Consider the following 19,110-nt stretch of genomic DNA (forward strand, 5'->3'; position numbering starts at 1 on the left):
GATCAATATTAAGATTTTGAGATTGCATTTTTCCCCGCCGGTTGCGAGCGCCCTCGCATGAGTATTCCGGGAGCTTGAAAACACTGAATCCGAGTCAGCCTTTTTGCTTTTAGTGCTTAAAGCACCTGGACATAGCAAAAACTCCCGGAATTCCGGGATACCCACAAAGTGGGTTCATTTTTACGCTCGGATCTAGGGTTTTCAAGGCCCCTTTTGGTCGTTGCGTATGCGACCAAAACATCCTTTAATTCATAAAGTAATTTTAGGAAATTTACAATAAAAATAGTTTTTTACTTACAAAATTTGTTTTTTAATGAGAGGCTATCTGCCTCTTAAACCTCTCTGGAACGATTACCAAAATCATGATATCAGATCCGTGTTTTTTGAGAGGGTTAAAAAGCCTTAAGTTTTAAGATCAAAAGAACTTTGGACGCTTAAAAGTTAAACATTTTCAATTCGCTAATATTGACAACATAACCAATAGTAATTATCTTCAATATTCAGGAATAGAAAGGACATATATTATGAAGACCACCCTTTCTCCGCTAATTTCAGAGTTCGAAACCGTTGAACAGGAAAGCAGCTACACTGCATGGCTGCGCGATAAGGTAGCGAGAAGTTTTGCAAATCCATATCCTCCTATTCCGCATGATGAGGTTATGGCTGAAATGGAAGTTATAATCAGTCAGCTTGAAGCTGAACAGGACAAGTGATGCTTCCGGTTGTTTGGTTGTCTTCGGCGCGCGACAATTTGCGTCAGATGTTACCTATATTGCTCGCGAAAATCCATCTGCTGCGCGCCGAATGAAAAGGTTTTTGGAAGCATCCGTACTGCCATTGGCTGAACATCCATATTTATACAGACAGAGTGAGAAGGTATTAGGATTACGAGAAATTGTAGCGCATCCAAATTACCTTATATTGTATCGAGTAGCTGCAAATCAAATCGAAATTGTAGCTGTAGTACATGCCCGACGTGAATTTCCTATTTTTCTTTAATCTAATCAGAGGCTATCTGCCTCTTAAACCTTTCTGGAACGATTACCAAAATCATGACAACATCCCCGTGTTTATTAAAGGGACTAAAATGATTTCTTTCACGGTAATGAATACACACGCGGTCTCTTCACTAAAATTTGCACAATCGCTTGCTGTTTGAAGAAGGGTGGGGGGGTGATTGTTTCTTTGAGCCTATAGGATGTGTGTGTCTGTGGAATGTGGTGGGGTGCCTTGTGGTTTTGGGCGTGCGCTTTAAAAAATAAACATAAGCATTATTCAAATTTAACGTGTTGCTGTAGCAAATTTTTTTGCATCTAAATTGTAGCCAACTTCACATAGTCGATCAAAAAGATCCGGAAGTGTTTCTTTTACGTGTTCATTAAAAGGAATGTATTTAAGCCCACCAAAATCTGAAGGGAGTTCAAGGTCTTGTTTTTTTAGAATAGCGACATTTTTGCGAGAAAGTGCAGCGGTTAACATGCCCATTTCGAAAATAACGTTTTGTCGTGCACGAAATTGTTCTTTTTTTTCTCTGTCAGATCTAGCATAGCCTATATCATCGGGAGTAAATAGTACAATACCAAATCCTATAGAATCTTTACAAGCTTCTTTTTCCAAAATTTCAATGAGGGTTAAACCATTACCACCAGTATTTTTTAAGATGTATGGTTCGAGACCAAGCCTGCGAAGAATAAGTTCAAGTTGCTCTAGAGCAATATGGTCATGGCCATGAACGATAAAGATTTTTTTATTTGAAGGATTGGAAGCAGTTTTTGAGGAAGGAATCGTTGATGTTTCTTCTAGATGCTTTGCTAAATCTTCTGTTAGCTTTTGTTTTATGTTTGCGCTGCCTTGAACTTGAAGTTTTCCTGTGCTTTTAAACCAATTAGTAGTGCCTCCTTCGGAGGTTTTGATCTGATATCCTTCAGGGGATGGATGTGATAGAGGTTTAGTTTCTTTGATTTGATATCCAGCTTTGCGAATTATGTTTTTAAGATCTTCAAGTGTTCCGCTATATTGCATTTTTATGTCCCCTGCATATTTGTATCGTCAGCTATTGGTATTCAGTACCAATATTGAAAATGACCATTTTCCCCAATCACAATGCTTTGTCTTTATAAGACATTGAACGAGAAAGTTTCTATGATCCTTTTTTCTATATATTATATGAAAAAAGACGCTAGTTTTTTATCAATTTGATTGAATTATTAAGCAATTTTATTGAGTTTCGAGGTATTCTCTTTATCTGTTATTGTGTGTTCTATATAAGTAATATAGTGGTGAGTATTTGGATTTTTATTAACACTTTATTTATAAATTCTCCTCCTATATTACAAGGGGGTTTTCTCACATTTTTCTTGCATTGTTTTAAGCAGTATTAAGGGGTTGTCGTTCCCAAAAATCACTTCTTCTACAGCAATGAATTCACATCCAGTCTTTAAGACTTCATCAAAGGTTGAAAAATCGCTTCCTGCTTGGATAATGGCGGGGGTTTGCATAATTTCTGCCCACCATGTTGCTAACTGGAGATTGCGGGGGTGCGCTTGGGGTTTTTTATCAGCCCCGAGTTTTCCAAAGAACAGGTAATCAACACCTGTTTCCGCTGCAAGCATAGCACTATGGCGATTGCGTAAATTGCCAAATCCTATAATTTTTTGTTCCTTTTGCTGATTTTTGAAGCTTTCAAGAGCGTTAAGATCATCTTCTATGTGCAATCCATCAGCCTTTATGCGCCCAGCAATGCGGCTGTCATCAGCGATGAGAAGGGTTGCGTCATGATGTTGAATATCTTCTGCGTAGGTTTGCGCTTGTTGTTGTAAAAAAGAGCTATCATCTTTCAACTTTTCAGAATCATAGAGGATGACGCATGCAAAAGACTTTGTTTGCAAAATTTGCTGCAAAAATGTGTGTGGGGTGTTGCGCCGAACATCAAGTGTTAAAATCAACTGAGGGAAAAGAGGTGGATCAATTGGTTTATTTTTTTGTTCTGTCATGTCAAATCCCTGTTTCTTAGAAAAAATAACGCTTAAAAATTAAAGTTTCATTCTATTATGCTTATTTGCGATGAAAGTGACTACCATTTTCACCTAATTTAAAGGATTTGTGGGTGTGTGGAAGCCTGTTTATGAGAAATGAAAGTGTTTTTAAGCATAATATGTCGCCTTTTTGTTGTGATACACGTATGGACGCTTTTCGTTCTTTTGCCTTTAAAAAACTTTTGCTTTTAAAAAAATAAACGCTTAAAATGAAACTTGACACTTAAAAATTAAAATTTCATCCTGTTCATGCTTGTTGGCAATAAGGGTAAGCACCATTTTTATGGGACTTCAAGGGGGGTGTGACGTGTGGGAGTCCACTGATGAAATACCAAGGTATTCGTGAGCATAATACTCAATCTTTTCGCCGTGATACACGTATTGATGTTTTTCGTTCTTTAGCCTTATTGACGATTTTCATCAACCATATTCCCAGAACGATCTATGAGTCTTTTACTCATAGAAATTTCGGTTTTTCTGATTGTGCAGAAGTGTTTGTTTTGCTTTCAGGGATTGCTCTTGGGTTAAGCTTTCATGGACGGTTACAGCAAAAATCCTTTGCTTTTATTATCCGAAAACTTTGGTACAGAGCTCTGCAGCTCTATGGGGCATATCTTTTTACGACTTTTGTCACGTTAAGTCTTTTTTTTGCTGCCTTTTTATTATGGCGAACAGAAAAACTTTTATCGATGAACAATGTGGGACTCTTTTTTAAAGAGCCTGGTATCGCATTTTTGAGTACCTTAAGCTTTGGGCATCAATTGGGATATAATAATATTCTTCCTCTTTATATCGTTTTGATGTTTTTTGCGCCTTTTATCCTTTATTTGAGTTGTAAGCAGACAAAATGGCTGCTTTTGGGCTCCTTTACACTGTATCTTATCTGCGGATTTTATAAAATTGCTCCTCCTTCTTATCCTTTAAAGGGAAAGTGGTTTTTAAATCCTTTGTCTTGGCAATTCTTATTCGTCATAGGATTGACCAGTACTTTAGCGCTTAAACAAGAAAAAAAAATCGCTTTTCAGTCTTTTTGGATTGTTTGTGCGGCAGCGTATCTCTTGTTGGCGCTGTTATGGGTTCGCTTAAACTGGTGGGGCATTTTGGGGTGGCTTGGCTGGTCTTCCCCATTGTTGAACTTTAATAAAACCTTTTTAAGCTTGCCACGTTTACTCCATGTTCTTGCATTAGCCTTTCTCATTCTTTCTTTGCCGCGCATCAATAAATGGTTTTATGTCTCTCAGAAACATCCTTTAGCAATTTTAGGAAAACATAGTTTACCGGTCTTTGTAACGGGAACCATTTTTGCGATGTTTGGACAAATTATAAAAACAGTGATGACAGAAACGTTTTTTTCCGATACCTTCTTAATAATAACGGGTATTGCTTTGCAATTTGGAGTCGCTTATTATTGTGAAAAACGGCAATCTTGGCAGTGGTCGTTTTCAAGGAAAATGATCCGTTTATAAAAAACATTCCTATAGTGTTTGTTGGGTACGTTAACCTTAGTATAAAAAGTGCGTTGCGCAAAAAAAATAAAAGAGGTAGCAGTTTTAAAAAAAAGCGTTCTATACAGCAACAAAAGAAACTTTTTAATACTCTATTCGTTAAGGGGTATGATTTTGTGCTGATACTTGGAGTATAAAAGCGTGAGTGTACATAAACGTCCATATGATGAACCTATTATCATGATTGAGCATAATGCTTTTGAAAATGCTTTTAATCGTCTCTATGAAGAAACAATGGCGCTGATTGAAAAAACCGCAGCGTATATTGACTCAGAAGGGAAATTAGTGGCACGCTCTCTTTCGGCAGAGGTTTCTGCAGTCTATGCGAAAGAGGCTATGTATTTAAGTACACGACTTATGCAAATCGCTTCTCAACTCCTTCTTCTTCGCGCAGAGCGTGAAGGGGAAATGTCATCAGAACAAATAAAAAAAGAAATTGTAAAAGTGTCACTTCATACACCGACATTGGAACTTGAAACCCCGCATTGGCATGAATTGCCAGAAGTTTTTCGCCAATTTGTTTCTCATTCATTGCGTTTAGAAGCGCGCATAACCTATATGCGTGCTGGGTGGGAAACTGCGGCCTCCTGTGCTCTAGAAGATGATAATCCAGTGGGAAAACAAATCGAATTGCTCAAAACAGCCTTTGGGCGTTCTTAGAGGTACTCCCTTGCTTTGTGCGAAGGGGAAATGTCATCGTAACAAATAAAAAGAAATTGTAAAAGTGTCACTTCATACACCAATATTGGAAAATTTCCCTTTTATTGGCATGAATTGCCAGAAAATTTCCGTCAATTTGTTCTCATTCATTACGTTTAGAAGCGTGCATTTTGTTTCATTTAGAGATGCGGCTGTAGTTTAAGCGCTTTGGTCAATAAGCGGCGGCTGTACGTTTAAGCGATGATAATCCAGTGGGAAAATAAATTGAATTACTGAAAACAGCTTTTGGGCGTTCTGAGAATAATAGCTCCTGCTTCTTTCTTACGATATTTAGAGCAGTATACCCATTTTTTTTTACAACCGAAATTTCACAACTAAAACTAATCTAGAGTGCTTTTTTCTGCCTAATTTCTATTTGGCGTAGGAAATATCTTGAGTTTATAGCTGAGAGAGGGATAGGTATTGATTTCGAATTATGGCATGGAATAGGGTATGGTTGGTCTTTGTGGGAAATCGACTTTGGTTGATTGCAGCTGGAACACTTTCTGTTGATCTATCGTGTGATTTTGTTTTGGCTCTGATAATGATCTGGCTCTAAGATAGAGTGGGGGCTTGTACATCAATTTATTTATGCTCTATAATTTATGCCTATAAAGCTGCTGTAAAGTGTGTGTTAATGAGGATGATACACATTGTTGCAGTTTTGGGGCTTCTTTTGTTTTGAATGGAAGTTATTTTCCCTCGCGTAAAATAAAATATCCAAAATAAAGTGCCATATAATGAATGTCCTATAGGCTCTCTGTGCCCCTATGCAATGTCCCCCTCTATGCAATGTTATTGTGGTGTGATGAGTATATTCAAAAATATCTCTCAGTTCTTATTCACATCCGTTGAGCCTCTCTCATTTTTACGCTTGCAACAGAGCAAGCCGGCACTATCATCATCTTTGCTAGTTCTCAATGTTGCAACAGCCTTTGGAACTTGAGACAATTCATTAGAGGCATTTTTAGTCCTTTCTTGTACAGTTTCACTCTATACGGCAATCCCACGTTTCATATGTAAGCGAATGGTTTTGATTGATTCAAGATAAACAGATTTGTAATGAGAAAATCTTAGGATATTCGAGATTCTTATGCAACATACAAAATAATTAATTATCTTTGTAAATCAATGTGTTGAGTTATTGTGGTAGCGTCATGCTATAATGTAAAAAGTTTCCGTAAAGTGTATACTATCCATTGCATAGCCTCTTTATACTTATGAATGTGCAATCCAGCACTGATCTATTTTCTCGTTTGCGATGTTTAACCGTTATGGCATTGGAAATGATACAGAAAGGGAATTTTTATGCTTTAGAGGGTGCTTGATAAGGTGCTTGCTTGTGATGTGTGAATGGTTTTGATTGATTTCAGTTATGCTTCATAAAGTGTGTTCCATAAAGATGCTGTTCGTTGTGTGTTATAATTGTATAAATTTGGGGGATATGATTATCTTTTTACTGGTTTTGTCTTGTACTGCTGTTTTCTTTGTGGTCTTGTCTTTATTCACATCTTTATTCACAGGGGGGAAAAGTGTATAGACTGTAGTTTATGGCAGAGACGATTCGTATTATAGGCATTGATCCCGGATTACGGCGTACAGGGTGGGGCGTTATCGATGTTGCGGGTAATCGTCTTCAGTTTATTGCAGCAGGGACGGTTTCTTCTGATGTACAGTGTGAGCTGGCTTCCAGACTATGTCAGATCCACAAAGGTCTTTCAGAGGTTGTGCATCAATTTATGCCCCATGAAGCTGCTGTAGAACATGTATTTGTCAACAAAGATGCTACAGCAACTTTAAAACTTGGCCAAGCGCGTGCAATTGCACTACTGGTTCCTGCGCAAGCAAATCTTCCTGTTTTTGAATATGCGCCCAACAAAGTGAAAAAATCAGTTATTGGGGTTGGACATGGGGCTAAAGAACAAATCCATATGATGGTCAAAGTTCTCCTCCCACGGGCTGAATTTGATAGCAGTGATGCGGCTGATGCTCTTGCTCTTGCTCTTTGTCATAGTATGCACCGTAACAGTGTTGACCGGTCTTATCAGGCAAGGATGGCGATATGAGTGGGGTGGAAGCATGATTGGCAAATTAAAGGGCACTCTTGAACATATCTTTGATGATCATATCCTTCTTGATGTTCACGGTGTGGGGTATGTTGTTTTTGTGTCAAATCGGCTGCGTCCTTCTTTACCCTCGGTTGGGGAGGCGTTAAGCCTTTTTATTGAAACGCATGTTCGGGAAGACGCAATCCGCCTTTTTGGTTTTGCTACAAGAGCTGAACAGGAGTGGTTTTGTCTTCTACAAAATGTTCCTGGAGTAGGGGCAAAGGTTGCTTTGGCAATCTTGGGTACTTTATCGCCAGATGAACTTGCACAGGCTATTGCTTTAAATGATGTTGCGATGATTAGTCGAGCGCCGGGCGTTGGTAAAAAAGTCAGTGAAAGAATTGTGGGTGAACTGAAAAGTAAAACACTCCCCTTTGAACAAGCGGTCAAGACTGTTTCGGTTTCTCAGCGTGAGATGACCAATCAACCTGCGCATGATGCGCTTTCCGCGTTGATGAAGCTAGGGTTTGAACGGGAGCATGCATCTCGTGCTCTTGCTCTTGCGATGAACGCTCTTGAGGGGGAAACTGTTTCTTCTGCCCTGCTGATCCGCCATAGTCTCAAATTGCTTTCTTCTCCTACTTAAAATCAAGGTAACAATGCATAAAGATGAAGATAAACGCCTTCTGGGTTCCGCCCCCCTTCCTAACGATCCAGATCGTTCCTTGAGGCCACAAGTTCTCGATGACTTTATTGGTCAAGAAGCGGCGCGGGCTAATTTAAAAATATTTATTGAAGCAGCAAAAACGCGGCAAGAAGCGCTGGATCACGTTTTGTTTGTAGGGCCACCGGGGTTGGGAAAAACAACGCTTTCACAGATTATGGCAAAAGAATTAGGCGTTAATTTTCGCTCTACTTCAGGGCCGGTCATCGCTAAAGCAGGAGATTTAGCCGCTCTCTTGACCAATCTTGAAGAACGTGATGTCTTGTTTATTGATGAAATTCATCGCTTAAATCCGGCGATTGAGGAAATTCTTTATCCAGCCATGGAAGATTATCAACTTGATTTGATCATTGGGGAGGGGCCGGCCGCACGCTCGGTGAAAATTGATCTGGCTAAATTTACTTTGGTGGCAGCAACCACACGTTTGGGGCTTTTAACCACACCTCTACGAGACCGTTTTGGCATCCCAATTCGTCTCAATTTTTATACGATAGAAGAATTGGAATATATTGTGCAGCGTAATGCACGACTTTTTGCCGTTAAGATCAGTGATGATGGTGCTCATGAAATTGCACGCCGAGCACGCGGGACGCCTCGTATTGCCGGACGGCTTTTACGGCGCGTTTGTGATTTTGCTCTGGTTAAACAGGCAAAACAAATTGACCAAAAAATCGCCGATGAAGCCCTTTCGCGCCTTGAGGTTGATCATCTTGGGCTTGATCCGCTTGACCGCCGCTACTTGCTCCTGATTGCGGAAACTTTTTTAGGGGGACCGGTGGGGATTGAAACGATTGCTGCTGCTTTATCAGAACCACGCGATGCCATTGAAGATATTGTTGAACCGTATTTGCTCCAACAAGGTTTTATTCAAAGAACCGCTCGTGGACGCATTCTAACTGAAAAGGCTTGGAGCCATTTAGGGCTTTCTGCTCCAGCCTCTACAACGTCTATACAAAGGCGTTCTCAACTTTCTGATGCTCAAGACAATTCATCACTTCAGACATCTTTATGGGATGGGGAAGATGACTAAGGCATTCTCTTTATTAAAAGAAACTATGTGAATATTTTATAGCAAGGTCATAAAATACAAGAGACGTGCCTTCTTTTAGCATATTCTGGCTAAAAAGGTTTGGCACTATTAAAGATTTTTTGCTTTTGCTTTTCACAACTTCAACACAAAAATGTGTTCAATCTTTTGATTGATAGATAATTTGCTATATTAGATGATTTTATGGGATATGAAGTCGATGACAGAAATAACACCTTTTAAGAGCAATCATACAAACGCTTTTCATAATTTTCAGGTCCGCGTTTATGTTGCGGATACAGATTTTTCCGGTGTAGTTTATCATGCGCGTTATCTTGAGTTTTTTGAACGAGGACGTTCAGAGTTTTTACGCGATACCGGTTTTAATAATAAGATGTTAGCAGCAGGGGGTGAGGGGGAAAAACTGTTTTTTGTTGTTCGTCATATGGAAATTAATTTTTCAAGACCCGCTAAAATTGATCATCTTTTAGTCGTTAAAACACGTGTTACTCATATCCAAGGAGCCCGCTTTTTTATGGAGCAATCTATTTTGCATGAGATGACCACGTTGGTAACAGCCAAAGTTGAAATTGCTCTGATTAATGAGGAGGCAAAACCGCGACGTTTACCCAAAGAACTTTTTGCAAAAATGCTTGGTTAAAAGTGTTATTCATTGAATTAGCAGTTTCAGGAGAGATCAGCAGATATAAAGTAATCTATAATCTAAGACTATACATTTATCATAGCCTAGATGTTTTCTAACAAGGTTACACGATACAGCAAAAGAAAGCACCTCTGCTACAATAACTACAATAAATTGAAGATGATATCCCACAAAATTAAACACACCTCATCCATGTTATGATTCAAAAACAATGTCATATCATCCATTTTCTTCTATAAACTCAAGATATTTTTCTTTCTTTTGAAGAAAGGTTTGTTGGCATCGGAAAACAACAGAAAAGTACAAAAAAAATAAAAATGGATTAAGATTTGTTTTTATAAAAATGTATATACCCAGCAACATATTGCAATAAAATGATAATTAAGCCATTAGGTCGAAAATTGTCTCAAAACATCTAAAGGGTGTTTTTAAGCAATTTGATTTGTTTCTTTACTGGATTATCATTTGGCATCATAAGAGCGCGTGTTTCATCCATTTCTATCCATCATGCATGACTTTATGTGCTATAATGCGCGATTTATGTGCGCTTCTAAGCGTAGTAAATGAGTGAGAGATCAATGTATACAAAGCAGAAATGCATTCTTGCATTTAAAGTTTCAAAAGCATATTATTCTATATAATATATTGACTTAGAAAGATAAATTATCACTTCTTACGGGCACAAACCCTAATAGAGGAAGAGAATAAAATACTTTCATTTCAAATCTGTTCATGTTGAAACAATTAAAATCATTGAAAAAATTGTAAAAATGTTCCTTATGGATCATTCTCAATGCAATAATGATCAAATATCGCAAGTGAGCAAAGAGAGCGAAGAAGCCGGTTTTCATGAAGTAAAGATATGAAAAGGCTTTTTTCATGTCACAGAAGCTTGTACGTTATACCATGGTACCAGAGAGATGATAGGCATTGAAAGGGGCTAATTCATAACACAATGAGATTACATGAGACTTACACTAGATTATATAGGACTTATAATAGGGGCGCATGGGTGAGGCGCATTGTTGTGAGGTGTGGTAGGGTGGTTTAGTATCGTTTTTTGTGCCCGATGGTGTACCCCGTATTCAATTCGATGGAAAATGAGAGAAATAATAGCCTGAGGCAAAGCGTCATCTTTTATGATGATAACATATTTATTTACAATGATAATTCATTGCGTTGTCACTTTCAGATAATTCTGAAACTTGTAAAATTTTTTCTTTTCAAGCTCTATTGCCGCGAATTAATCAAAAACTTTTCTTACATGTCACAAGCGGAGTTGGTGAGTGGGTACAAAAACACTTAAGAAAGGAATAAAATACCTCTTATGAATCTTTTCAAGTGCTAAGACTTATCGCTGTATTTTAAGCTAGAAACGCGTATGATGATTTAGCGTTCTTTTCATAAGCGTAAAGATGGTGGTGCATAATAGATTTTATATCATGCATTTTTATATCTTTTATTTTTATAGTATTTATGGAGAAGTCCTTATCGTTATATTTTTCATAAATGCTGTTGTGAAATGAGAGGGGCGTGCATTGAGGGATGTCTCTCGTCATCACTTTTTAAGGAAATTTAAGAAACAAGTCTTGTTTTAGCGCATGGATTTATGTGAAACTAGAGTCTTTACCTAAATTTAGAAAATATAAAATAATCTGTTTTATAAAATTTTAAAAAATGCATCTTTCATTGAGAGGGACAAAAATTATGCCGCATGGTGAACTAACGAATCCAGAAACAATTGGAATGTTGCATTTGTTTATGCAAGCGAGTTGGATCGTGAAAGGTGTTATGATCGGGTTGCTGCTCGCTTCTATCTGGAGTTGGGCAATTATTTTTGATAAAATTTTTACGTATCGGAGAATACGGCGTGAAATAAAGCAGTTTGAACGCACATTTTGGTCTGGCAAAGCGCTAGAAGATCTTTATGCATCATGCAAAAGTCAACGTACCAATAGTATATCCGCAGTTTTTATGGCAGCAATGGTTGAATGGAAAAAATCTCTTGAAAAAGGGACCCATACATCGAAAAGTTTGCAGAGCAGAATTGATAAGGCTATGGATTTGACGCTGGGACGTGAAAGTGAAAAAATAGAATCAAAATTAAGTTTTCTTGCGACACTGGGGTCTGCGGGACCTTTTATCGGACTTTTTGGAACAGTTATTGGTATTATGGAGTCTTTTCTTTCTATTTCAGCTTCTCAAAATACATCACTTGCCATTGTCGCGCCAGGGATTGCAGAAGCGCTTTTGGCAACCGCGATTGGTTTGTTTGCAGCAATTCCAGCTGTTATTGCTTATAACAAGTTGACCCATGAAAGTGCGCGCATCATTGCACAAATAGAAAATTTTGCCGATGAATTTTCAACAATTGTATCGCGGCGTATTGATGAAACACGCACAGCACCTTCCTCTTTATAAAAAGGATTTTATCCCATGGGCGTTTCGGTTGCTTCTTCTTCTCGCAAAAATACACGTAGGCGGCATCATTCACGAAGCCAACTGATGAGTGAGATCAATGTCACTCCTTTTGTGGATGTCATGCTGGTCTTGTTGATTATTTTTATGGTCTCTGCCCCCCTTTTAGTGAACGGTGTTCCTCTAGATTTGCCTCGTAGTCAAGCGGGTCCCGTACGAGCTCAAAAAACACCTCTTACGGTTTCACTTGACGCGCAAGGGCGCTTTGCCATTAATCAAGATTATTATGAAACGTCACAGGCCCTGATTGCACACCTGAAAACTCTTCTGGAAGCAGATGCTACACAAAAAGATCAACGGGTTTTTGTGCGGGTTGCTAAAACTGTTGAATATCAGCAAGTATTAAAACTGCTGGCAGATATTCAAAAAGCGGGGTTTTCTCAAGTTGCGTTAGCAAGTTTAGCACAATAAATAATAAGTAATAAAATTGTGCATAACCGGTTGTTTTTAAGATGTTTTTAAAAGAGCATAGAGTGATTAAAAATGAAAAAATGTAAGGCATAAGTAAGGCATAAAGAATGAACAAAGACTCCTATCATAGTATGAAACGAGGCTTGGCTTTATCCCTTGTGGTCCATGTCATTTTTCTCAGTTGGGGAGCTATTCAGTTTACAAGCTCTGTCTCTTTACCACAACCGTTGGAAGCAATTCCCATCACTCTTGCTCCTTTGGTGGACGAGTTTTCTTCTCAACAAGGAGCCGTGAAGGCTCCTATACGTGCAATCCCTGCCGTCAAACCAACTATGCAACCACAAGAGAAAGAAGATGCACGCCATATTGGAGAGGGACAAATAGATAGTCTTGCACCATTTCAACCAAAGGAAAAGCCGCGTCCCGTTGAAACAGCATCGCCACCATCAAGCGAGAACACATCAGAAACATTTGCACCCGAACTTACAAAACCAGAATTATTAGAAGCAAAAACAGAGGATGCACCCAAGGTTGCGCCTGAGATGCCTTTGGAGGCACCACCGGAGGATGCGCCCAAGGCTGCACCTGAGATGCCTTTGGAGGCACCACCGGAGGATGCGCCCAAGGCTGCACCTGAGATGCCTTTGGAGGCACTACCGGAGGATGCCCCCAAGGTTGCACCTGAGACGCCTTTGGAGGCACCGGAGGATGCGCCCAAGGTTGCGCCTGAGACGCCTTTGGAGGCACCGGAGGATGCACCCAAGGTTGCGCCTGAGATGCCTTTGGAGGCACCGGAGGATGCGCCCAAGGTTGCGCCTGAGATGCCTTTGGAGGCACCGGAGGATGCCTCTAAGGTTGCGCTCAAGCCTGCGCACAAAAATGAAGAAATGATATCGCCAAAAGAATTGGCTCCAACGGTCCCAAAAGTACCAGCAGAGCAGATTGTTCATCAAGCGCCTAAAATTGTACTTCCAGAAAAATCTCTTCTTCCACAGTTTAAACCAAAGTTTGACGGAGAATTTCCAAAGAAGAATGAGGCTGCATTGAATCAAAAGACGCCAAATCTTAACAAGAAAAACCAAGAGAAACAGACCATTGAAGATATTTTAGCTCTGGAGGAAAATAATTTGCTCAATCGTGCGCGGTCACAAGGAGGGGGAGCAAAACGTTCTCATACACCAGAAGCTTTGGGTGCAAGAAAAAATATTAATGATACCACAAAAATGGCACAAACATTGGTCAATATTGCGGGGGGATGTATTCAACAGAAGCTTAAACTTGTGGCGCTTGGCGGCGATTTAAAAAATCGTCCGGTCGTGCGGTTGCGATTTTATTTAGACCGTGAAGGGATGGTTGTGGGCGATCCTATCATTGATCCCATAAGCGGCCTTGAGAGTCAACAAGCTATTATGATAAGGCAGGTGTATGCTGCTGTCTTTTCATGCCAACCTTATGCAGATCTCCCACGTGATCAATATGATCTATGGGGGCAAGGTTTTGACTTTAATGTTGATCCCCTCCAAGAAATAAGATGATAAACGAGAAAAAAGCGCTTAACGAAAGGACACATTCCATGATGACTATAACGAGACATAAAGTTTTTGCTTGGTTTATTGTCACTTGTGGGTTGTGGCTTTCAAGTATTTCATCGGGTTATGCGCAATTGAAAGGGACGATTTCGAGCGCTGATTTTAATCCCATTCCCATTGCAATTACAGACTTTATTTCCAATGATTCGATTGGGTTGAAAATATCTGCTGTGGTGACAGCCGATCTCGAACGGTCGGGGCTGTTTTTACCGCTTGATAAAGCAAATTTTTTGGAAAACATTTCTAATCCTAATAAACAACCACATTTTGCTTCTTGGCAGAAAATAAAAGCGCAAGGTTTAGTTACTGGGCAAGTCATGAGAGAAATCGATGGACGTTTGAGGGTCGATTTTCGTTTATGGGATGTGTTTGGACAAAGACAATTGAAAGGACGGCGTTTTTATACCGCGACAGAACGTTGGCGGCGTGTGGCACATATGATCGCAGATGAGATCTATAGTGAGATGACAGGAGAAAGTGGTTATTTTGATACAAGGATTGTTTTTATCGATGAAACAGGGCCTCAAAATGCACGCATTAAACGTTTAGCAATGATGGATCAAGATGGCGCAAATTTGATTTATATGTCTGATGGAAGTGAATTGGTGCTTACACCGCGGTTTTCACCAAAAAGACAAGAATTGACCTATATGGCTTACGAGGACAATCAAGTACCTCATGTTTATCTCCAACAAATTGAAATGGGGCAAAGAGAGTTGATCGGAACGTTTAATAACATGACAATTGCTCCGCGTTTTTCTTCTGATGGACAAAAAGTTATCATGAGTTTGTTACAAAATGATGGGAGTGCCAATCTTTACACTATGGATTTACGAACCCGTACGATGACGCGACTTACAACAACTTCTGCTATTGATACTTCTGCTTCTTATTCACCGGATGGAAAACAAATTGTCTTTTCTTCAGATCGTAGTGGAAAGCCGCAAATCTATAAAATGAATGCGGATGGGAGTGATATTCAACGTATTTCTTCAAACGATGGGAGTTATTCAACACCTATTTGGTCTCCACGGGGTGACTATATCGCCTTTACAAAACAATTAAGCGGACAATTTTCTATCGGTGTTATGCGCCCTGATGGACAAGGAGAACGAATTTTAACCACAGGGTTTCACAATGAAGGACCAACGTGGGCCCCCAATGGTCGTGTACTGATGTTCTTTCGCAAAAATCCCGGTATGGGACCAAAAATTTATACGATTGATATTACGGGTCGCAATGAACGACAACTCCCTACCCCCAATGATGCTTCAGATCCAGCATGGTCGCCTTTGCTCAATGTACAGTAAAACAAAATGCTTAAAAACAGAGTATAGAAGGAATACAGTCTCAAGTTTAAACAATCTCAATTGTCTTTAATTATTTAAAAGAAGGAATTGATTATAGTGGGTATGGGGAGTTATGTAGATTTCATCTATCATCTACGGTTGTTGATCGATAATGGAATTTCCTTGGGGGAAAATGCTTAAAAAAATTCAAAACAAGACCTTGAAAAAATAGAGTCGAAAATTCTGAGGTCTTTAGATTTCAACTTTTTATTCAAAGTGTCGCTATATATATTTTTTTAACTTCCTCTTCGATTTTGTTTGTGAAGAGTTTGGTCTTGTCAGGGGGGCTGTTGCTCTTTGATGTGTTTTATTCAAGTACGCGGTTGTTTTAGATCTGAATCTTGATTGATTAGTAAGAGCAAAAGGACAGATTTTTAAGATAAATGACGTTATTTTAGAAATATACGATGCCATAAAGTCAAAAATTTATCCGCAACGGATTAGAGAGATGTACCGGCTTTTTGTACAATACTTTGCTAAACAATCAGCTCTGGCTTTCCATTTGCTTATTTTTATTCTGTGATGTTGTAAAAACACTGCCCTTTGAGGTGTGGGGATATAGGGCGTATAAACCTCCTTGATATATTCTAAGTGTTTTTTAAGTGCGTAGCGAATATTTAGGGGAGTGTATGTTTGTTGAGCCTTAAGTTTCAAGTGAATTTTATGAGTGATTCGTCATAGGAATACGTCAAGAAACCCCTAATTGTTTAGAGGCTAGATCATTTCATTACTTGAGAGCGGAGAGAGGAGGTTAATCTTAAAGAACAAAAAGATAAAATAGAGAGGGGATATAGGGATAATCTTTGGGGCATGTAAGAAAGGCGTAAGGCTACAGAGTTTTGTATGCTTTCTTTTTGGGATTATGTTTTCTGCGATTGATTGTGGTTTCTTGTTGTACAGACAGATTTTCCCCGCTATTGACGCGGGGCTTTTATATGTGCGGATAAAGAGGAGGGGTGACAGATGCTTTTGAAGCCCTCATGCATGAAGAGAGGGCTTATGCAAATGATGGGAATTATACAGACAATTTTGCCAAAATCTCATCACTGACATCAAAATTTGCATAAACATTTTGCACATCATCATCTTCTTCTAATGTTGAAATTAGTCGTAAAACGGACAAAGCTTTTTCTTCATCTATTGGTGCAAGGGTGGTGGCTTTCCAAATCGTTTTAATCGATTCTGCTTCACCAAGTTTTGCTTCAAGTGTTTTGGAAACTTCACCAATATCTTCAAATGCGCAGGTAATATGATGTCCGGTTTCTTCTGATTGCACATCTTCGGCACCGGCTTCAATTGCTGCATCCATGATGTTATCGGCTGTTCCTGCTTCTGGCTTATAGATTATTTCACCAATCCGATTAAACATGAAACTGACCGATCCTGTTTCCCCTAAGGCTCCTCCTGATTTTGTGAAGGCGGCGCGCACATTTGAAGCGGTGCGGTTGCGGTTATCAGTTAAAGCTTCAACAATGACGGCAACGCCGCCTGGTCCATAGCCCTCATAGCGTACTTCATCATAATTTTCGACATCGGCGCCTGACGCTTTTTTAATTGCGCGTTCAATATTATCTTTCGGCATCGATTGTGCTTTGGCATTTTGAACAGCCAGCCTTAAACGTGGATTCATGGCTGGATCAGGAGCACCTTGTTTTGCTGCTACGGTAATTTCGCGTGCAAGCTTAGAAAATATTTTCGAGCGCATTGCATCTTGACGCCCTTTACGGTGCATAATATTTTTAAATTGTGAATGGCCTGCCATAGTTTTCCTTCCTATTTGAGGGCTTTTTTGCCAGTTGGATACTCCTTAGAATTTAAGGCGATAAAGCATGCATCCCACCAGAATAAATGTGCCACAGCATGAGGTGAAATAATCGAATAAACCCTTTATAAGAAAATTCATCTTAAAGGTAAAGACACCTTAGTTGAGGATCATTACAAGAGAGATCTCTTGTCGTTGAGCAAAAATAACGCTATAACAGAATGTAATCTCATAGCAAAATGGTTTATTCCATGCCGCGCTTTGTTTTAGGAGTGGTTGGAGAGACCTAAACATATAAAAAAGTTCCAGTGCTCTTGAGTGGGCGGTAACCTGCCTCATAGAAGAGGCGCAGAAGAGGATTTATAAAAATGGCAACGCAACTTTTGATGCCCAAAGCAACAGCTGTTTGGTTGGTTGATAATACAGCTCTTTCTTTTGATCAGATTGCAGAATTTTGTAAATTGCATGTCTTGGAAGTAAAAGCTATTGCCGATGGTGATGCGGCTTATGGTATTAAAGGTTTAGATCCGATTAGTTCTGGGCAATTGACGCGCAGTGAAATTGCACGGGTGGAGGCTGATCAAAACGCACGATTGAAAATTTCTCAATCTAGGGTGCATATTCCTGAAAAAAAACGTAAAGGGGCGCGCTATATCCCTCTTTCTCGACGCCAAGATCGTCCCAATGGTATCCTATGGTTGGTTACAAACCATCCCGAGTTGAAAGATGCACAAATTGCAAGGTTGATTGGGACAACAAAAGCGACAATTGAACAAATCCGCCTTAGAACCCATTGGAATAGTGCAAATTTGGTTCCTCTTGATCCTGTAGGACTTGGTTTGTGTTCGCAAATCGATTTAGATTTTGAGCTCCAGCGTGCGGCGAAAAATCGTCCTGTTGCAGCAGAAGAAGATAGGTCGTTGCTTCCCGCTTCTGTGACGGAAAACGCTGCTCTAGAGGAAAATGAGAGTGAAGACAATCTGCATAAGACTTTTGACGCTGATAAAGTTTTTGCAAAGCTGAACGCGCTGCAAAAAAATCGTCAAGATCAAGATGATGCATAAAAAGCCATGACGCATAAGGGAAACATTTCTTATGGAAATGTTAGAGGAATGGCTGAAGAGAAGAAAAATTGGCAGAGACTTAAAAGTAAAAATGAGGACGAAAAAACAGAAAAAATTTCTTCTTCATTAGGAATTAACGGTTATTCTTAAAAATATTTTTAAGAATTGACCCTTCTTTACGAAATTCAAGGAGAAACGGACTATGCGCTCTACCAAAAAAACCATCTCTCATTCCTTAGCTATCCTCTTTCTTTTCTCACTATGCCTGGGTGGGTGTGGCAAAAAAAATGTTGGTGCACTTAACGGTATGAATGGCGCTTATATGAATGATGCTGGTTTGAATCAGGTGTCACCAGGCTCAGGACAAGAATTTACGGTTAATGTGGGTGATCGCGTGTTTTTTGGTCTCGATTCTTCTTCACTTGATGCTGATGCTGAACGTATTTTAACGCGCCAAGCAGAATGGTTGCTTCATTATCCTTATTATTCTATTATGATCGAAGGTCATGCTGATGAGAGGGGAACACGTGAATATAACTTGGCACTTGGACAGCGCCGTGCTGTTGCTGTGCGAAACTATTTGGTGTCTCTTGGTGTGTCCGCACAACGGATTCAAACAATTTCTTACGGAAAAGAAAGACCTGTAGCAGTATGTGATGATATTTCCTGTTGGAATCAAAATCGACGTGCTGTGACAACGTTGAGTGACATGAATAGTCATTAAAAAGAAGATTGTTTGTTTCAACTATTCAATA

Annotated in this window: 18 protein-coding genes; 15 read left to right on the plus strand and 3 right to left on the minus strand. The window is 39.4% G+C overall.

What is annotated here, in order from left to right; genetic code table 11:
* Positions 1-524 precede the first annotated feature (524 nt).
* The gene (locus ACFIKX_RS00375) at positions 525-713 is read left to right on the plus strand and encodes an antitoxin (RefSeq protein WP_375627982.1); all 189 of its coding nucleotides are present in this window, start codon (positions 525-527) and stop codon (positions 711-713) included.
* Positions 691-999 carry a type II toxin-antitoxin system RelE/ParE family toxin gene (locus tag ACFIKX_RS00380; RefSeq protein WP_375627984.1) on the plus strand — a complete coding sequence of 103 codons (309 nt, stop codon included), beginning with the start codon at positions 691-693 and terminating at the stop codon, positions 997-999. Before ACFIKX_RS00375 ends, ACFIKX_RS00380 begins: the two co-directional genes overlap by 23 nt.
* A 282-nt stretch (positions 1,000-1,281) precedes the next feature.
* Here the strand turns inward: ACFIKX_RS00380 and ACFIKX_RS00385 are convergent, their stop codons facing one another.
* Together ACFIKX_RS00385 and ACFIKX_RS00390 are read right to left on the minus strand one after the other, a co-directional pair.
* Positions 1,282-2,022 (minus strand): TIR domain-containing protein, encoded by a 741-nt coding sequence (locus ACFIKX_RS00385; RefSeq protein ID WP_375627986.1) that lies wholly within the window; start codon positions 2,020-2,022, stop codon positions 1,282-1,284.
* 308 nt (positions 2,023-2,330) lie between these two features.
* Positions 2,331-2,993 carry a thiamine phosphate synthase gene (locus tag ACFIKX_RS00390; protein ID WP_375627988.1) on the minus strand — a complete coding sequence of 221 codons (663 nt, stop codon included), beginning with the start codon at positions 2,991-2,993 and terminating at the stop codon, positions 2,331-2,333.
* Positions 2,994-3,358: 365 nt separating this feature from the next.
* On the opposite strand from ACFIKX_RS00390, the gene ACFIKX_RS00395 reads away from it, so the two are divergent.
* The 11 genes from ACFIKX_RS00395 to tolB all read left to right on the plus strand — a co-directional run bounded on the left by ACFIKX_RS00395 (position 3,359) and on the right by tolB (position 15,490).
* Positions 3,359-4,501 carry an OpgC family protein gene (locus tag ACFIKX_RS00395; protein ID WP_375627990.1) on the plus strand — a complete coding sequence of 381 codons (1,143 nt, stop codon included), beginning with the start codon at positions 3,359-3,361 and terminating at the stop codon, positions 4,499-4,501.
* 180 nt (positions 4,502-4,681) lie between these two features.
* The gene (locus tag ACFIKX_RS00400; protein WP_375627992.1) at positions 4,682-5,200 is read left to right on the plus strand and encodes a DUF1465 family protein; all 519 of its coding nucleotides are present in this window, start codon (positions 4,682-4,684) and stop codon (positions 5,198-5,200) included.
* 475 nt (positions 5,201-5,675) lie between these two features.
* Entirely contained in the window at positions 5,676-5,798 is a 123-nt protein-coding gene (locus ACFIKX_RS00405; RefSeq protein WP_375627994.1) for a hypothetical protein, read from the plus strand.
* Positions 5,799-6,789: 991 nt separating this feature from the next.
* On the plus strand, positions 6,790-7,305 hold the full coding sequence (ruvC, locus tag ACFIKX_RS00410; RefSeq protein WP_375627995.1) for a crossover junction endodeoxyribonuclease RuvC: 516 nt from the start codon (positions 6,790-6,792) through the stop codon (positions 7,303-7,305).
* A gap of 13 nt (positions 7,306-7,318) precedes the next feature.
* Positions 7,319-7,933 (plus strand): Holliday junction branch migration protein RuvA, encoded by a 615-nt coding sequence (gene ruvA, locus ACFIKX_RS00415; protein ID WP_375611757.1) that lies wholly within the window; start codon positions 7,319-7,321, stop codon positions 7,931-7,933.
* A gap of 13 nt (positions 7,934-7,946) precedes the next feature.
* Positions 7,947-9,041: a Holliday junction branch migration DNA helicase RuvB gene (ruvB, locus tag ACFIKX_RS00420; RefSeq protein WP_375613207.1), complete on the plus strand. Its 1,095-nt coding sequence runs from the start codon at positions 7,947-7,949 to the stop codon at positions 9,039-9,041.
* Positions 9,042-9,258: 217 nt separating this feature from the next.
* Positions 9,259-9,699 (plus strand): tol-pal system-associated acyl-CoA thioesterase, encoded by a 441-nt coding sequence (gene ybgC / locus ACFIKX_RS00425; protein WP_375611759.1) that lies wholly within the window; start codon positions 9,259-9,261, stop codon positions 9,697-9,699.
* A 1,710-nt stretch (positions 9,700-11,409) separates the two neighbouring features.
* A complete protein-coding gene (gene tolQ, locus ACFIKX_RS00430; RefSeq protein WP_375606538.1) occupies positions 11,410-12,123 on the plus strand; it encodes a protein TolQ in 714 nt (237 codons plus the stop codon).
* A 15-nt stretch (positions 12,124-12,138) separates the two neighbouring features.
* Positions 12,139-12,591 (plus strand): protein TolR, encoded by a 453-nt coding sequence (gene tolR / locus ACFIKX_RS00435; protein WP_375627998.1) that lies wholly within the window; start codon positions 12,139-12,141, stop codon positions 12,589-12,591.
* Positions 12,592-12,698: 107 nt separating this feature from the next.
* A complete protein-coding gene (locus ACFIKX_RS00440; RefSeq protein WP_375628000.1) occupies positions 12,699-14,126 on the plus strand; it encodes a cell envelope biogenesis protein TolA in 1,428 nt (475 codons plus the stop codon).
* 38 nt (positions 14,127-14,164) lie between these two features.
* Positions 14,165-15,490 (plus strand): Tol-Pal system beta propeller repeat protein TolB, encoded by a 1,326-nt coding sequence (tolB, locus tag ACFIKX_RS00445; protein ID WP_375628002.1) that lies wholly within the window; start codon positions 14,165-14,167, stop codon positions 15,488-15,490.
* A 1,054-nt stretch (positions 15,491-16,544) separates the two neighbouring features.
* On the opposite strand, the gene ACFIKX_RS00450 is transcribed toward tolB, so the two are convergent.
* On the minus strand, positions 16,545-17,291 hold the full coding sequence (locus ACFIKX_RS00450) for a YebC/PmpR family DNA-binding transcriptional regulator (protein ID WP_254492472.1): 747 nt from the start codon (positions 17,289-17,291) through the stop codon (positions 16,545-16,547).
* 368 nt (positions 17,292-17,659) lie between these two features.
* On the opposite strand from ACFIKX_RS00450, the gene ACFIKX_RS00455 reads away from it, so the two are divergent.
* Entirely contained in the window at positions 17,660-18,355 is a 696-nt protein-coding gene (locus tag ACFIKX_RS00455; RefSeq protein WP_375617877.1) for a DUF1013 domain-containing protein, read from the plus strand.
* Between the two features lie 202 nt (positions 18,356-18,557).
* Positions 18,558-19,079: a peptidoglycan-associated lipoprotein Pal gene (gene pal, locus ACFIKX_RS00460; RefSeq protein WP_375628006.1), complete on the plus strand. Its 522-nt coding sequence runs from the start codon at positions 18,558-18,560 to the stop codon at positions 19,077-19,079.
* The last annotated feature ends 31 nt before the right edge of the window (positions 19,080-19,110 follow it).

The sequence above is a fragment of the Bartonella sp. CM86QHHN genome, assembly GCF_042194695.1.
In the GTDB taxonomy this organism is placed as follows: Bacteria; Pseudomonadota; Alphaproteobacteria; order Rhizobiales; family Rhizobiaceae; genus Bartonella.

Coding starts and splice junctions, on each gene's coding strand:
- ACFIKX_RS00375 (WP_375627982.1), top strand. CDS start 525: ATGAAGACCACCCTTTCTCCGCTAATTTCAGAGTTCGAAACCGTTGAA.
- ACFIKX_RS00385 (WP_375627986.1), bottom strand. CDS start 2,022: ATGCAATATAGCGGAACACTTGAAGATCTTAAAAACATAATTCGCAAA.
- ACFIKX_RS00390 (WP_375627988.1), bottom strand. CDS start 2,993: ATGACAGAACAAAAAAATAAACCAATTGATCCACCTCTTTTCCCTCAG.
- ACFIKX_RS00395 (WP_375627990.1), top strand. CDS start 3,359: ATGAAATACCAAGGTATTCGTGAGCATAATACTCAATCTTTTCGCCGT.
- ACFIKX_RS00405 (WP_375627994.1), top strand. CDS start 5,676: ATGGCATGGAATAGGGTATGGTTGGTCTTTGTGGGAAATCGACTTTGG.
- ruvC (WP_375627995.1), top strand. CDS start 6,790: ATGGCAGAGACGATTCGTATTATAGGCATTGATCCCGGATTACGGCGT.
- ruvA (WP_375611757.1), top strand. CDS start 7,319: ATGATTGGCAAATTAAAGGGCACTCTTGAACATATCTTTGATGATCAT.
- ruvB (WP_375613207.1), top strand. CDS start 7,947: ATGCATAAAGATGAAGATAAACGCCTTCTGGGTTCCGCCCCCCTTCCT.
- ybgC (WP_375611759.1), top strand. CDS start 9,259: ATGACAGAAATAACACCTTTTAAGAGCAATCATACAAACGCTTTTCAT.
- tolQ (WP_375606538.1), top strand. CDS start 11,410: ATGCCGCATGGTGAACTAACGAATCCAGAAACAATTGGAATGTTGCAT.
- tolR (WP_375627998.1), top strand. CDS start 12,139: ATGGGCGTTTCGGTTGCTTCTTCTTCTCGCAAAAATACACGTAGGCGG.
- ACFIKX_RS00440 (WP_375628000.1), top strand. CDS start 12,699: ATGAACAAAGACTCCTATCATAGTATGAAACGAGGCTTGGCTTTATCC.
- tolB (WP_375628002.1), top strand. CDS start 14,165: ATGATGACTATAACGAGACATAAAGTTTTTGCTTGGTTTATTGTCACT.
- ACFIKX_RS00450 (WP_254492472.1), bottom strand. CDS start 17,291: ATGGCAGGCCATTCACAATTTAAAAATATTATGCACCGTAAAGGGCGT.
- ACFIKX_RS00455 (WP_375617877.1), top strand. CDS start 17,660: ATGGCAACGCAACTTTTGATGCCCAAAGCAACAGCTGTTTGGTTGGTT.
- pal (WP_375628006.1), top strand. CDS start 18,558: ATGCGCTCTACCAAAAAAACCATCTCTCATTCCTTAGCTATCCTCTTT.